This window comes from Methylobacterium sp. CM6247, assembly GCF_054817925.1.
Window position 1 is genome coordinate 1702939 of sequence record NZ_JBTXKX010000003.1, and the last position, 13996, is coordinate 1716934.

The following is a 13996-nucleotide window of genomic DNA, read 5'->3' on the forward strand; positions in this document are numbered from 1 at the left end:
CACCACTTTATCGTGTCATGCGCACGAAGCTCCCGCGATGCGACGGTGCCTCGCGCGGCGCTACGAGCGTATGAGGCGTTTGGACATGGCGGAATTTGGGAACTCGACCCGCCGCCGCCGGTCCGTCGGTCCGAGGCTCCATCGGGGGTGAGATGTCGTCAGAGCTTCCGCCGAGCCAGGTTCGCGCCGCGACCGTGCCGATCGGCCCCAGTGCGAACTTCCTGCTGATCGCCCTGATCTTCCTCGGGACCGGCCTCGCCATCGGCACCGGCGCCGTGGCGGGCTCGGGTGTGGCGTTCGTCTTCGTGATGGCCGGCTGGCTGCTCAGCCTGTGCCTGCACGAATTCGGCCATGCCTTCGTCGCCTGGAAAGGAGGCGATACGGACATCCCGCAGAGCGGCTACCTCACCCTGGACCCGCGTCTCTACGCCGACGCGCTCTCCTCCATCGTCCTGCCGCTGCTGTTCACGATCCTCGGGGGGATCGGATTTCCCGGCGGGCGCGTGTTCGTGAACACCCATCTCCTGTCCAGCAAGCTCTGGATCTCGGCAGTCTCGGCGGCCGGCCCGGCGATGAACGGCCTCGTCCTCCTCGCGCTGGCCGTGCTCTATTCCCTCACGGGCGAGGAATCCGACACGCTGCGGGCGGTTCTCGCCGTCTCCGCCCTGTTCCAGGGCACCGCCATCATCCTCAACCTGCTGCCGCTTCCGGGCCTCGACGGCTACGGCATCCTTCAGCCCTGGCTGCCCGAGCCGGTGCGGCGCTTCGCCGATCCGCTGGCGGGACATGTCAGCCTGATCCTGGCGGGTCTCTTCCTGTTCTCCGGCGCCTTCGGCCCGGTGGTGTTCCGGGTAAGCCTCCTCCTCATCGGCCTTCTCGGCATCGAGATCGTGGACGCGCGGGACGGCTACGGCCTGATCCGTCTCTGGTAAGGTGTCCGCGCCCGGCCTATGAGGCAGGGAGGGCGGTACGGCCCACGGAGACGGCTATGGCCCTGAAGACGACGTTCGTGGTCCAGACCTTCGTGATCAAGCGCAAGCGCCTCGTGCCCGGTGACCGCGAGGTGGCACCTACGGAGAGCGGCGCCCTGAAGAAGGCGGAGGCCATGTCTGGCCGCCTGCCCGGCACCGCTGCCCTGAAGGTGGTCGCCGACGACGAGACCGGCGAGCTCGAAAGCGCGACGATCCTCGGCCAGTTCGGCGAGGTGCCCGACGATTTCGCCGAAAGTCTTACTGGGGGCTGAGAGTCTCACCGGGGGCTGAGAAGCTCACCGGCGGCCGATGCTGGCGCGCGCGTGAAAACCGCGCAGGCCGGCGCTGCCGGCAACGCATTCCCGACTCATGCGTAGGTTTGGAGATTTTCCAACCCCTGCAGTGACCGGGAGAACGCGCCCATGAAACATAAACCCCTGCGCGAGCAGGTTATCGTGATCACGGGGGCATCGAGCGGCATCGGCCTCGCCACGGCCCGCATGGCCTCGGCGCGGGGCGCCCGCGTCGTCCTCGCCGCACGGAGCGCGGACGTCCTCGCGCGCCTTCGCGAGGAGTTCGGCGGCGCCGGCCGTGCCGCCTCCGTCGTGGCGGATGTGGGACGCCGCGAGGATGTCCAGGCCATCGCCGACGCCGCCATCGCGACCTTCGGCGGTTTCGACACCTGGGTGAACGTCGCCGGCCTCACCGTCTATGGGCCGCTCTCTGAGATCGCCCAGGAGGACCACGAGCGGCTCATCCGGACCAACCTCTGGGGCACGGTGAACGGGTCCCTGATCGCGGTCGAGCACCTGCGCCGGCGCGGGGGAGCGCTCATCAATGTCGGCAGCATCGCCTCCGACCTCGCCTTCCCGCTCCAGGGCCTCTACGCGACCTCGAAACACGCGGTGAAGGGCTTCACCGACACGCTGCGCATGGAGTTGATCGCCGAGGACGCACCGGTCTCCGTCACGCTGATCAAGCCGGCCTCGATCGACACGCCACTCCCCGACCGGGCCCGCAACTACATGGACCGGCGGCCGGCTTTGCCTCCGCCCATCTATCCGCCAGAGGAGGTCGCCAACGCGATCCTTCACGCGGCGGAGCATGGCCAGCGCGACATCATCGTCGGCGGTGGCGGCAAGCTGTTCGTCATGGGCAAGGAATTCGCCCCCGGCGCCTACGACCGGCTGGCCTCCTCCATCATCGCGCTCCAGAAGCGCTCGGAGCCGGCGGAGCAATCCGAGGGGGCCCTGCACGCCCCGCGCGGCGCGGGCGAGGTGAGGGGCGCGCCGCCCTATCCTGTCATGCGGACGAGCACCTATACCCGGGCGACCCTGCATCCCCTCGTGACCATGGGCACCGTGGCGGGCCTCGCCGCCACCGCCGCCGTGATCCTCGGCCGCAAGTCTTTGCCCGGAAGACGATACTGAGGTGGCGTTGAGGATCGATGCCGAACCAAGCCGCGATGCAGCTCTCCTCGAAGCGTCTCCCCCTCCGGTGACGCGATGGGGGGCTGTGCCGCCACGCCGCTTCCTCGACATCCCGGACGGGCCGAGGATCGCCTATGTGGAAGCAGGGTCGGGGCCGGACCTCATCCTCGTCCACGGCGCGGTGATGACCCTGGACGACATGTGGCTCGGGCCCATGGAAGTGTTGTCGCGGCACTTCCGCGTGGTCGCCATCGATCGGCCCGGCCATGGTGAGAGCGAGCATGTCCGCTTGAGCGACGCGTCGCTCTGGCGGCAGGCCGATATCCTGCGGGAGGTCTCGCGCGCCCTGCAGCTGACCCGACCCATCCTTGTCGGCCATTCCTTCGGCGGCGCGGTCTGCCTCGCCTTCGGCATGGCTCATCCCGACGACGTTGGCGGCGTGGTCGCCATCTCGCCGATCTGCTTTCCCGAATTGCGCCTCGAACAGATTCTGTTCGGGCCGCGCGCCAGCCCGGTGGGCGGTGAGACGCTGTCGCGGATGCTGTCGGGCAGCGACGCGATGCTGATGCCGTTGCTGTGGCGGGCCATGTTCCTGCCGCAGGGGATGCCGGAGCGTTTCGCCGCCGAATTCCCCTTCCGGCTCGCCGGCCAGCACCGCCGCCTCGTCGCCGATGGCGAGAACGCCAATCTGCTGTGGGGGGATCTGTCCCGCAGCGCGATCAGTTACGCGACCTGCCGGGTGCCCGTCGCCATCCTATGCGGCAGCGCCGACATCGTCACGAACCCGCTGGTCCATGGGCGTCAGGCCGCGCGCCTGATTCCGGGCGCGACCTTTCGCTGGCTGCATGGGCTCGGCCACATGCTGCACCATTTCGAGGTCGACGCGGTGATGGACGCGGCGCTGGACATCGAGCGCAGGCGGAGAGACGCGACGTGACCGGTGCCGCTGGGGAGCGTTACTCGCTCATCGATGCCCCGTCGCAACCGCCGCCCGGTCGAGGGCGTCGAGGTACGGCGCGGCGGCTTTCTCCGCCGCCGCCTCGATGGCACGGTAATCGCGGACCAGAGCCGTTCCGAAGGCCGTGAGCCGTGCCCCGCCGCCGCTCCTGCCGCCGATCTGCGCTTCGACCACCGGTCGGCCGAAACCGGTGTTCAAGGCTTCGATCAGCGTCCAGGCGCGCCTGTAGGACATGCCGATGGCCCGTCCCGCCGCGGAGATCGAGCCGTGCTCGGCGACCATTTCGAGCAGGCGGACCTTGCCGGGGCCGAGGCGGTTCCCGGGGCCGAGATCGATCCGGATGCTCAATGTCGCCATCTATCTGCCCCTCGCCGGCCCACGCCCTGGAACCGTTCCGGTGAGGATCGACGATAGGCCAGGCGGTCGGGCGATCAATCCTTGAGCAACCGATATATCCGAATGTATATAGCGCTTGGCCGGGACTTCCGTCGATGACGGGGTCGGGCGAGGATGGGGCGGGGTGGCACAGGGCCGCCTCGGCCAGCAGATCGCGGAGATACGAGCATGTTCACCTGCACCGGCTACGCATCCACCAGCGCGGAAGCGCCGCTCTCGCCCTTCACCTTCCAGCGTCGCGACCCCGGCGCCTCCGATATCGAGATCGAGATCCTGTATTGCGGCGTCTGCCACTCGGACCTGCACACCGCCCGCAACGAATGGGGCGGCACGCTCTACCCCTGCGTTCCCGGCCACGAGATCGTCGGCAGGGTGACGCGGGTCGGCGCGGATGTCTCGGCGTTCAAGGCGGGCGACCTCGCCGGCGTCGGCTGCATGGTCGCCTCCTGTCGCGAGTGCGACAGCTGCAGAGAGGGCCTGGAGCAGTATTGCGTGCCCGGCTTCACCGGCACCTATAACGGTCCCGAGCCGCAGACCGGCGGGCACACGTTCGGCGGCTATTCGAGCCATATCGTGGTCGACAGCCACTTCGTCCTGCGCATCCCCGAAAACCTGGATCTCGCCGCCGTCGCCCCGCTCCTCTGCGCGGGCATCACCACCTATTCGCCCCTGCGCCACTGGGGCGTGAAGGCCGGGCAGAAGGTCGGCGTCGTGGGGCTCGGCGGCCTCGGCCATATGGGCGTCAAGCTCGCCCATGCCATGGGCGCGCATGTGGTCCTGTTCACCACCTCGCCCGGCAAGGAGGCCGATGCGAGGCGGCTCGGCGCCTCCGAGGTGGTGATCTCGAAGGATCCCGGCGCCATGGCGGCGCAGGGCGAGACCTTCGACTTCATCCTCGACACCGTGGCGGCCGACCACGACATCAACGCCTATCTCGGCCTGCTCAAGCGCGAGGGCACCCTCGTGCAGGTGGGCGCACCGGAAAAGCCCCTCGCCGTCAACGCCTTCAGCGTGATCTGGCGGCGCCGCAACTTCTCCGGTTCGCTCATCGGCGGCATCGCCGAGACGCAGGAGATGCTGGATTTCTGCGCCGAGCACGGGATTACCTCGGACATCGAGATCATTCCCATCGACCAGATCGAGACGGCCTATGGCCGCATGCTCAAGAGCGACGTGAAATACCGCTTCGTCATCGACATGGCGTCGCTGCCGAAAGCCGCCTGACGACCCGTCCCTGTCTGCTTTCGGGAAGCTCCCCTCCATGCGCCACGCCCTCCGTGCCCTAATGCTCGCCGGCCTCGTCGTTCTGGCGCCTGCCGCCAGGGCGGCCGAGACAACCACCGTCTTCGCCGCCGCCAGCCTGAAGAACGCCCTCGACAATGCCGGCAAGGCCTTCACCGCCAGGAGCGGCGTCGAGGTGAAGGCGAGCTACGCCGCGTCCTCGGCCCTGGCGCGGCAGATCGAATCCGGTGCCCCGGCCGATCTGTTCGCCTCGGCGGATCTCGAATGGATGGACTACCTCGCAAAGAAGAACCTCATCCGTCCCGAGACCCGCGTGAACCTGCTCGGCAACCGCATCGTCGTCATCGCGCCGAAGGACGCCGCGACCGCCGACCTGCCGTTCACCGCCGAGGGCTTTTCCGCCGCACTCGGACCCGAGGGGCGTCTCGCCACCGGCGAGGTCAATTCGGTGCCCATCGGCAAATACGCGAAAGCCGCTTTCGAGAAGCTCGGCCTGTGGGGAGGACTGCAGCCGCGCCTCGCCCAGGCCGACAACGTGCGAGCCGCATTGCTCCTGGTCTCGCGCGGTGAAGCGCCGCTGGGCGTGGTCTACGAGAGCGACGCCAGATCCGATCCGGGCGTGAAGATCGTGGGCGTGTTTCCGCCGGACAGCCATCCACCGGTCGTGTACCCCTTCGCCGTCACGGCCGAAGCCAAAGGGGAGGGGGCGGCGAAATTCCTCGCCTTCCTGAAGAGCGCCGAGGCGAGGCCGTTCTTCGAGGCGCAGGGCTTCACGCTCCTCGGCCCCAACGCAGCAAAACCATAGGAAACGTCATGAAGATCAGCGCGCGCAACACCCTCAAGGGCAAGATCGTCGCCGTCGAGAAGGGCGCCACCACCGCCCATGTGAAGATCGAGATTGCCGACGGCACCGTCGTCACCGCCTCGATCACCAATGACTCGGTGGATGCGCTCGGCCTCGCCGTGGGCGGCGAGGCCTATGCCGTCGTCAAATCCTCCGACGTGATGATCGCCGTCGACTGAACGAGCCGACCCACCTCATCCTGGCCGGTACCTTCGTTCCGCAGGGAGCGGCGGTCCCCCGCATGGGAGGTGAGAGGGGAGGTGACGCCGTGGCCCTGAACTTCACCCGGATGGGACCTGCCACCTGGGTCGCACGGATCGACCATATCACCCTCTACCTCGGCGACGAGAACGGCGAGGTGAGCCACGTCCAGGCTGGCCTGGCGACCAAGGTCGCCGCCTCGCTCCCGGCCGTGCGGGACGCGGCCTCGGCCTATCTCGACCTGTTCGTGAACAAGACGAAAGCCTGCGGCCTCGCAGACGAGCCGTGGTGGCTGGACGAGATCGAGTTCCGCGACCCCGCCGGGGAGGGCGGTGCCGCCTACGCACTCCACTTCACCCTGGACGGCGACGATGGCGGGCTGTGGACGGTCGAGATGCGAGCCTTCGAGGACGAGCACCGCCCTTTCCGGTTCGAGCGACGGCAGGGGTGAGGGGCAGGCCGGATTGGCAGTAGGGAGTCCATCGACGGTCCGCGCCGTCTTGGCCTTACCCGCGCATCGGCGGTGGTAGGCGGGCTCATGCCGGGTTTGAACGGTCTCTTCTTTCTCTCACCCTCGCCGCCGAAGACTTTGTGTCGATCCACCTCGAAAATCGAAATTCCATTTCGTTGACAGGGACGGCCCGTGCCTCATGATACGGATGTCATCTTGAGCAGTCGCCGAGCGGCATAGTCGAAAGCCGGAATAGACTTCATCTTCGACGGAACTGTAGTTCCGATCATTCCGGTCGATGCCGGGATCACACCGCTTCTGCGAAGCGGTGACCGATATCCCTTGGCCAATGCCCCCGCCCCGTTCCCTTTCCCGGAGCCACCCCATGTCGAACCAGAACACGACGCCCAAGTCGCCCCGGCCCAAGTCGCCCCGGCCCAAGTCGCCCCGGCCCGCCTCGCTTCACCCCGAGACGATTGCCCTGCATGCGGGCTGGCGCGCCGATCCGACCACGGGCTCGGTGGCGGTGCCGATCCACCAAACCACCTCGTTCCAGTTCCGCGACACGGCCCATGCCGAGAACCTGTTCGCCTTGAAGGAACTCGGCCACCTCTACACCCGCGTGACGAACCCCACCGTCGACGTGCTGGAGCAGCGCCTCGCCGCCCTCGAAGGCGGGGCGGCGGCGCTGGCCCTGGCCTCGGGCCAGGCGGCCTCCGCCCTGTCGGTGCAGAACCTCGCGCGGGTGGGCGACAACATCGTCGCCTCCACCGACCTCTATGGCGGCACCTGGAACCTCTTCGCCAACACGCTGGCCGAGCAGGGAATCGAGGTCCGCTTCGTCGATCCGGCCGACCCGGAGAATTTCCGCCGCGCCACCGACGACCGCACCCGCGCCTATTACGGCGAGACGCTGGCCAACCCGAAACTCGCCGTCTTCCCCATCGCGGAAGTGGCCGAGATCGGCCGGGGCTTCGGCATCCCGCTCATCGTCGACAACACCGCCGCGCCGCTCCTCGCGCGCCCGTTCGACTATGGCGCGGCGATCGTGGTCTATTCCACCACCAAGTATCTCGGTGGCCACGGCATCGCCATCGGCGGCGCGATCATCGATGGCGGGCGGTTCGACTGGGCGGCCAACCCCCAGCGCCAGCCGGCCCTCAACACCCCCGATCCGAGCTATCACGGCGCGGTCTGGACCGAGGCGGCCAAGCCCCTCGGGCCCATCGCCTATATCCTGCGCGCCCGGGTCCGGCTGCTACGCGACCTCGGCCCGTCCGTCTCGCCACTCAACGCCTTCCTCACCCTGCAGGGGCTGGAGACCGTGGCCCTGCGCATCGAGCGCCACAGCCGCAACGCGCAGGCAGTGGTCGATTACCTCGCCGCCCGGCCCGAGATCGAGCGGGTCATCCATCCCTCGCACGCCACCGGCAAGGCGCGCGAGCGGGCGGAACGGTACCTCAAGGGCGGCTATGGCGGCCTCGTCGGGTTCGAACTCGCTGCCGGGCGCGAGGCCGGCCAGCGCTTCATCGAAGCCCTGTCGCTGTTCTACCACGTGGCCAATATCGGCGATGCCCGCAGCCTCGCCATCCATCCGGCCAGCACCACGCATTCGCAATTGTCCCCCGCCGACCAGCGCGCCACTGGCGTGTCCGACGGCTATGTCCGCCTCTCCATCGGCCTCGAACATATCGACGACATCTTGGCCGATCTCGACCAGGCCCTGGCCTCGGTCGGTTCCTTCGCGAAGGCCGCCTGACCATGGCGGCTTCCCCGCTGGCTTCGTGGGCGGCACCGGAATCCTCTGCTTCCGCCGCCTCGATCCCCCGTCTCGACCTGCGCCGGCTGGATACCGGACCGGCCGAGCGGGAGGCCTTCCTGGTCGAACTGCGTGACGCCGCCCGCGATGTCGGTTTCTTCCACCTCGTCGGCCACGGCATTCCGGCGGCGGAGATCGCGCAGGTCCAGGCCCTGGCCCGGCGCTTCTTCGCCCTGCCTCTCCCGGAGAAACAGGCCGTGGCCATGGTGCGCTCGCCGCATTTTCGCGGCTACACGGCGGCCGGCCGCGAGATCACGCGCGGCGCACCGGATTGGCGCGAGCAGTTCGATGTCGGCGCCGAGCGCGAAGCCCTTCCGCAAACCGCAGCCTCGCCCCCCTGGAGCCGTCTGCAGGGCCCCAACCAATGGCAGGTCGGCCTGCCCGAACTCCGCGTCGGCCTGCTGCGCTGGCAGGCGGCGGTGACGCAGCTCGGCATCCGCCTGCTGCGCGCCTTCGCCCTCGCCTTGGGCCAGCCCGAGGACGTGTTCGCCCCGATCTACCAGGGCGCGCCCAACCAGCACATCAAGATCATCCGCTATCCCGGCCGGGAGGCCACGCAGGGAGAGCAGGGCGTCGGCGCCCACAAGGATAGCGGCTTCCTCACCCTGCTGGTCCAGGACGGGCAGAGCGGTCTCGAAGTCGAGGGGCCGGACGGCTGGATCGCGGCCGAGCCGGTGGAGAGGAGCTTCGTCGTCAATATCGGCGAACTCCTCGAACTCGCCTCCAACGGCTACCTGCGGGCCACGATCCACCGGGTCGTCACCCCGCCGGCGGGGCGCGACCGCCTCTCGGTCGCGTTCTTCCTCGGCGCCCGCCACGACGCCACCGTTCCCTTGCTCGATTTGCCGCCCGACCTCGCCGCAGAGGCGCGCGGCCCGGCGAGCGACCCCGACAACCCGCTCTTCCACGAGGTTGGCCGCAACTACCTCAAGGGCCGCCTGCGCTCCCATCCCGACGTGGCGGCGCGGTTCTACGGCGACCTCGCCGTGACGGGGGGCGCATGATTGGCGGCCCCCGGCGTGTGATCTCCGACCTGCTGAACGCGTTCCTGCGCGGTCCGCCCTGGCACGGCGATAGTCCGCCCGGCACCCCTGACGCCGCTCATCTCGGCGGTGTCGCCGCCATGTTCAGCCACGCCACCTTCCTCACCGAGGTTTCCCCTCCATGGCAGCCGACATCGCCGTCTCCGACCCGGAGCCACAGGCCTATCGAGACATCCGCGCGGCCAACGACCGCTACGCGGAGAGCTTCGACAAGGGCGACCTCGCCCTTCCGCCGGCCCGCCGCTTCGCCATCCTGACCTGCATGGACGCGCGCCTCGATCCGGCGAAATATGCCGGCCTCGGGGAAGGCGACGCCCACGTCATCCGCAATGCCGGCGGGCGGGCCAGCGACGACGCCATCCGCTCCCTGGTGATCTCGCACAAGCTCCTCGGCACCGAGGCGTTCTTCGTGATCCACCACACCGATTGCGGGATGGAGCTGTTCATCGATGCCGTGATCGGCGACCTCCTCGCCGACAGTCTCGACACCGCGAGCTTCGACGGCACGGTCTGGTCGAACCCGCATCATGGCGGCGGCTCGCCGGCTGGCTACGCCATCGACTGGCTGACCATCCCCGAGCGGAGCCATGCCGTCACCTCGGACGTCCGGCGCATCCGCGCGCATCCCCTCGTGCCGAGCCGCATCCCGATCTTCGGTTTCGTCTACGACGTCGCCACGGGGCGCCTGAACGAGATCGCCGCAGCCAGCCAAGCCGGCCGGCCCACGCCGCCGCTCCATCTCGGGTAGGGAGAACTCTATGAGACGTGCCTTGTGGCCGATCCGCTCCCGCTCCCGCCGGATGCTGAAACGCAGGCTGCGGAGGGCGAGGGCGTTCCACCCGGCCCTGCTTCGCGAGCGAACCAGGCTCCCGGCCGAGGTGTCGGCCGACGAAACAGCTTCGGATTAGATGCGTCCCGCTCAGAGCCTTTCTTTGATCGGATGTCTCAGCGGATGCTCATGCCAAAGTCGATCGTCTGCCAAAGTCGATCATCGAAGCAGACCTCCTCATCTTGAGGTAACGCCTTGGACAACAACTCAAACAGGCTCTCAGCCGGGCGGGCCCGCCGCGGGGATCGCCGCGATGCCGGCCGAGGCGGCCCAGGCCGTGAGGTCGGATTTCCGGATCGCCGCCGCCATCAAGTCGGGGAACAGGTCCGGCGTGCAGGCGAAAGCGGGCACGCCCAAGGCGGCGAGCCGGCCCGCCAGCGCCCGGTCGTAGGACGGCGCGCCCTCGTCCGACAGGGCCAGCAGCGCCACCACCTGCACGCCCGAGGCCATCATCCGCTGCGCGCGCGCCAGGAGCCCGGCCTCGACGCCGCCCTCGTGGAGGTCCGAGATCAGGACCAGGATCGTGTCCTCGGGGCGGGTGATGCGGGATTCGCAATAGCCCATCGCCCGGTTGATGTCGGTGCCGCCGCCGAGCTGGACCGAGAACAGCACCTCCACCGGGTCTTCCAACTCGTCGGAGAGGTCCACCACCTCGGTGTCGAACACCACGAGCCGGGTGGTCACCGCCGGGAGCGAGGCCATCACCGCGCCGAAGATGCTCGAATACACCACCGAACTCGCCATCGAGCCGGATTGGTCGATGCACAGGATCACGTCCTTGAGGCTGGCGCGCTGGCGCCGGCCATGGCCGAACCGGGTCTCGGGGATGATGGTGCGGTATTCGGCCTGGTAATGGCGCAGGTTGGCCCGAATGGTCCGGTTCCAGTCGATCTCCGCATGGCGCGGGCGCCGGTTCACGCTGGCGCGATCGATGGCCCCGGTCACCGCCTGACGCAGGGGCTCTTCGAGCTTGCGCATCAGAGCGTCCACGACCTTGCGCACCACGAGGCGGGCGGTGTCCTTGGTCTTGCCGCCGAGCAACCCGCGCATGGAGATGAGGGTCGAGACGAGGGCGACGTCGGGGACCACCGCCTCCAGCATCTCGGGCTCGGTGAGCATGCGCTTGAGGTCGAGGCGCTCGAAGGCGTCGCGCTGCATCACCTGCACCACGGAGGCCGGGAAATAATCGCGGATGTCGCCGAGCCAGCGCGGCACGGAGGGGGACGAGGCACCGAGCCCGCCCTTCCGGTCGGAATCGTAAAGGGCGCCGAGCGCCCGGTCGATGCCGACATCGCGGCCCGACAGGCCGCAGCCGGTGCCGTCCGCCGCGCCCCCGCCGAGGACGAGGCGCCAGCGGCGCAGGCGCTCGGTGTCGCTCATGGCGTGTCCTCCGTCGTCTCGTCCCCACTCGGCGCCAGGAGAAGGCGCAGGATCGGCAGCACCCTGGCGGCGCGTTCGGCATCGAGGATGCGGCCCGATTCCTCTCCCTCGGAAACACCCGTCCCATGGCGGTTCAAAGCCTCGCCGATGGCGCGTCGCTCGCCCTGCGAGATCGTCGCGAAGGTGCGTCGCAGGAGGGGCAGCAATTCGGCAAAGAGCGTCCCGTCGAGGCCAGCGAGCCATTCGTCGAGGACCGCAAGGAGGGTGCCGCCGTGAATCAGGACCGTGCCGCTCTCCTCCAGAAACCCCTCGATCCAGGCGGCGGCCGCCACCGTGCCTGAGGCGCGGGACAAAGCGAGGCGAAGCCGGTCCCCGGCCTGCTCCGCATCGAGGGCCCGGTCGTCGAACAGCAGCCGTACGGCCCGTCCGACGACGCGGCCATGCACCTGGCTCTGATCGGCCAGGCCATGAAGCGCCTCCTGCCAGACCGCCTTCAGGTCGGGCTCCTCCAACAGCGAGATCGCGGCATGGACGCCGACGATCCGCGCCTTGGCGGCGCTCGCTGCATCGTCGTCGAGGCTCTGGCAGGCCGCCGTCAGTCCTGCGGCGGCGCGGGGCACGAGTCCGCGCACCACGCCCAGCACCGGCCCCGTGTCCGAAGAGCGTACCGAGCCGTAGCGCGCCAGTTCGGCCAGGGGCGGCAGCGCCTCCATGAGGTCGAACACGTCCGCCGAGACTGCGGCGCGGTCGTTGAGGGCGCGGATCACGTCGTCCGCGGCTCCGGCGAGATCGGCGTCGAGGAGCGTGCCGATGAGGCCCGACAGTTCCGCGACGCGGGTCGCCTCGCGGGCCTGCCTGCGCACCCGGCTGCCGGCGGCCTCGGCCACCGTGCCGCCATCGGCGGAGGCGGCGACCAGATCCACCACCCATTCGGGCTGCCAGGACAGGAACCACGCCTCCTTGAAGGTGCCGCGCCCGCGCGCCTGCTGACGCCGGCCCCAGGGGATGCCGATGAGGTGGAGCCGATTGAGGAAATGGCTGCGGGCGAGGTCGTTCTCCTTGCGCAGGTCGAGCACGAGGTCGCCCGCGACTGCCTCCGGCTTGAGGCGCAGGCTCTTGCAGGTCGCGGCGAAATCCGCCTCCACCGGCGTGCCGGGACTGTCCGGCGGGGTCGCGCCCAGGCGCTCGCCGATGACGAGCTTGCGCCGGATCAAGGCCATCGGGGCCGGATCGGCGAAGCACAGGGTCGCCTGCGCTGCCTCGTGCAGGTCGTCGAGGGAGGGGCGTGCCCGGCCCCGGAACCCGGCCAGCGCCTCGGCGAGGCGGGTTGCCTCGATCACGGAGGCCGGAGAGGCATCGAGGTCTTCCGCACGGAGCAGGGCCGCCGCACGCGCGAGCCACCGCGCTGCGACACGGCCCTCGTGGTTCCACAACGTGTCGTACCATTCGGGCGAGAGCACCCCAGCCCGGTAGCCGCTGGCTGTGGCGAGGCGCTCGTATGACCACGGCGCCCAGGCCGCGGCGACCTTTGTCCGGGGCAATCCCTTCAGGGTCGCCGAATCGAGGCCGACCTGTCCCTTGGCATCGTGGCGCGCCAGCGCCGGGGCGTGCCAGGCGCCACAGATCACGGCGATGCGGGTAAAATCCTCTCGTGCCGCCTTGCGGAGGCAGGTGCGCATATGCGCTTCGCGCACCTCCTCGCGAAACGCGTCCCCGTCGACGTCCTGGCCGGAAGCAGTCTCGGCGCCCTCGCGCAGGGCCGTCATGGCCTCTTGGATCGCCGCGAACACGTCGCCATCCTCGCCCGTGCGGCTCTCGACGAAGGCATCCCACCAGCGCTCGCCATCGGGGAAACCCGCGACCTCGGCCAGTTCGCCGAGGGGATCGCGCCGAACGGCGACGGAGGGCGCCTCGCTCGCCTTGGCGGGCTCAGGCGTATCGAGCTCGGCCGGGGCCGTCTCGCTTTCGGGCGCCTCCCCCCTCGTTTCGAACCCGTCGGCGAGCTGGATCGCGTGCGGCAGGTCGATGAAACGCAGGGTCGCCCCATGGTCGAGGCCATGCCGCATGGCCACCCATTCGGGCGAGAAGGCCGCGAAGGGGAAGAAGGCGCAGGTCTGCGGCCGGTCCGCCCGGTAGACGAGCAGCGCCACCGGCGGTGTCATCGCCGGATCGGCGACGAGCGGGATCAGGGCGTCTGCATCCGGCGGCCCTTCGATGAGCAGGCAATCGGGCCGGAACGCATCGAGGGCCGCGCGCAGCGAGCGGGCCGAGCCCGGCCCGTGGTGGCGGATGCCGAAGATCCGAACCTCAGGCATCGCGGCCGGGGGTGGTGGGACGAAGGCTCATGGCACGCTCGTTACTCTTGGGTGGGGTGTCGCGGTGGATGGCGCGCGGGGCTTTCCCTCCCCCCTCTGCGGGGGAGGGTGGCCCTC

General features: G+C 69.3%; 14 protein-coding genes. 11 read left to right on the plus strand and 3 right to left on the minus strand.

Translation table 11 applies throughout. The features are described 5' to 3' along the window. The first annotated feature begins 152 nt into the window (after nt 1–152). The 4 genes from ACYQOP_RS08820 (at nt 153) to ACYQOP_RS08835 (ending at nt 3338) form a co-directional block, all read left to right on the plus strand. A complete protein-coding gene (locus ACYQOP_RS08820) occupies nt 153–932 on the plus strand; it encodes a site-2 protease family protein (RefSeq protein ID WP_461222115.1) in 780 nt (259 codons plus the stop codon). Between the two features lie 56 nt (nt 933–988). After that, nucleotides 989–1243: a hypothetical protein gene (locus tag ACYQOP_RS08825; protein WP_018041714.1), complete on the plus strand. Its 255-nt coding sequence runs from the start codon at nt 989–991 to the stop codon at nt 1241–1243. Between the two features lie 150 nt (nt 1244–1393). Then, nucleotides 1394–2401, plus strand: coding sequence for an SDR family oxidoreductase (locus ACYQOP_RS08830; RefSeq protein WP_461222116.1), 1008 nt, complete (start codon nt 1394–1396; stop codon nt 2399–2401). 1 nt (nt 2402) lies between these two features. Then, nucleotides 2403–3338, plus strand: coding sequence for an alpha/beta fold hydrolase (locus ACYQOP_RS08835; RefSeq protein WP_461222117.1), 936 nt, complete (start codon nt 2403–2405; stop codon nt 3336–3338). Nucleotides 3339–3365: 27 nt separating this feature from the next. Here the strand turns inward: ACYQOP_RS08835 and ACYQOP_RS08840 are convergent, their stop codons facing one another. Beyond that, complete coding sequence (locus ACYQOP_RS08840) at nt 3366–3716, minus strand: winged helix-turn-helix domain-containing protein (protein ID WP_207414140.1); 351 nt, start codon at nt 3714–3716, stop codon at nt 3366–3368. A 207-nt stretch (nt 3717–3923) separates the two neighbouring features. On the opposite strand from ACYQOP_RS08840, the gene ACYQOP_RS08845 reads away from it, so the two are divergent. From ACYQOP_RS08845 to ACYQOP_RS08875, 7 genes are all read left to right on the plus strand, one after another. Beyond that, nucleotides 3924–4979, plus strand: a complete 1056-nt coding sequence (locus tag ACYQOP_RS08845; protein ID WP_461222118.1) for an NAD(P)-dependent alcohol dehydrogenase — start codon at nt 3924–3926, stop codon at nt 4977–4979. Nucleotides 4980–5016: 37 nt separating this feature from the next. Beyond that, entirely contained in the window at nt 5017–5802 is a 786-nt protein-coding gene (gene modA, locus ACYQOP_RS08850) for a molybdate ABC transporter substrate-binding protein (protein ID WP_311275820.1), read from the plus strand. Between the two features lie 8 nt (nt 5803–5810). After that, a complete protein-coding gene (locus ACYQOP_RS08855; protein WP_461222119.1) occupies nt 5811–6020 on the plus strand; it encodes a TOBE domain-containing protein in 210 nt (69 codons plus the stop codon). 89 nt (nt 6021–6109) lie between these two features. Then, nucleotides 6110–6493, plus strand: a complete 384-nt coding sequence (locus ACYQOP_RS08860) for a hypothetical protein (protein ID WP_461222120.1) — start codon at nt 6110–6112, stop codon at nt 6491–6493. 385 nt (nt 6494–6878) lie between these two features. Further along, a complete protein-coding gene (locus ACYQOP_RS08865) occupies nt 6879–8252 on the plus strand; it encodes an O-acetylhomoserine aminocarboxypropyltransferase/cysteine synthase family protein (protein WP_461222121.1) in 1374 nt (457 codons plus the stop codon). Nucleotides 8253–8254: 2 nt separating this feature from the next. Continuing rightward, complete coding sequence (locus ACYQOP_RS08870) at nt 8255–9316, plus strand: isopenicillin N synthase family dioxygenase (RefSeq protein ID WP_461222122.1); 1062 nt, start codon at nt 8255–8257, stop codon at nt 9314–9316. A 160-nt stretch (nt 9317–9476) separates the two neighbouring features. Further along, nucleotides 9477–10103 (plus strand): beta-class carbonic anhydrase, encoded by a 627-nt coding sequence (locus tag ACYQOP_RS08875; RefSeq protein ID WP_461222123.1) that lies wholly within the window; start codon nt 9477–9479, stop codon nt 10101–10103. 300 nt (nt 10104–10403) lie between these two features. Here the strand turns inward: ACYQOP_RS08875 and ACYQOP_RS08880 are convergent, their stop codons facing one another. Together ACYQOP_RS08880 and ACYQOP_RS08885 are read right to left on the minus strand one after the other, a co-directional pair. Next, the gene (locus ACYQOP_RS08880) at nt 10404–11564 is read right to left on the minus strand and encodes a VWA domain-containing protein (protein WP_461222124.1); all 1161 of its coding nucleotides are present in this window, start codon (nt 11562–11564) and stop codon (nt 10404–10406) included. Continuing rightward, nucleotides 11561–13879, minus strand: a complete 2319-nt coding sequence (locus tag ACYQOP_RS08885) for a DUF5682 family protein (protein ID WP_461222125.1) — start codon at nt 13877–13879, stop codon at nt 11561–11563. The genes ACYQOP_RS08880 and ACYQOP_RS08885 overlap by 4 nt, the downstream gene beginning before the upstream one ends. Nucleotides 13880–13996 lie beyond the last annotated feature (117 nt).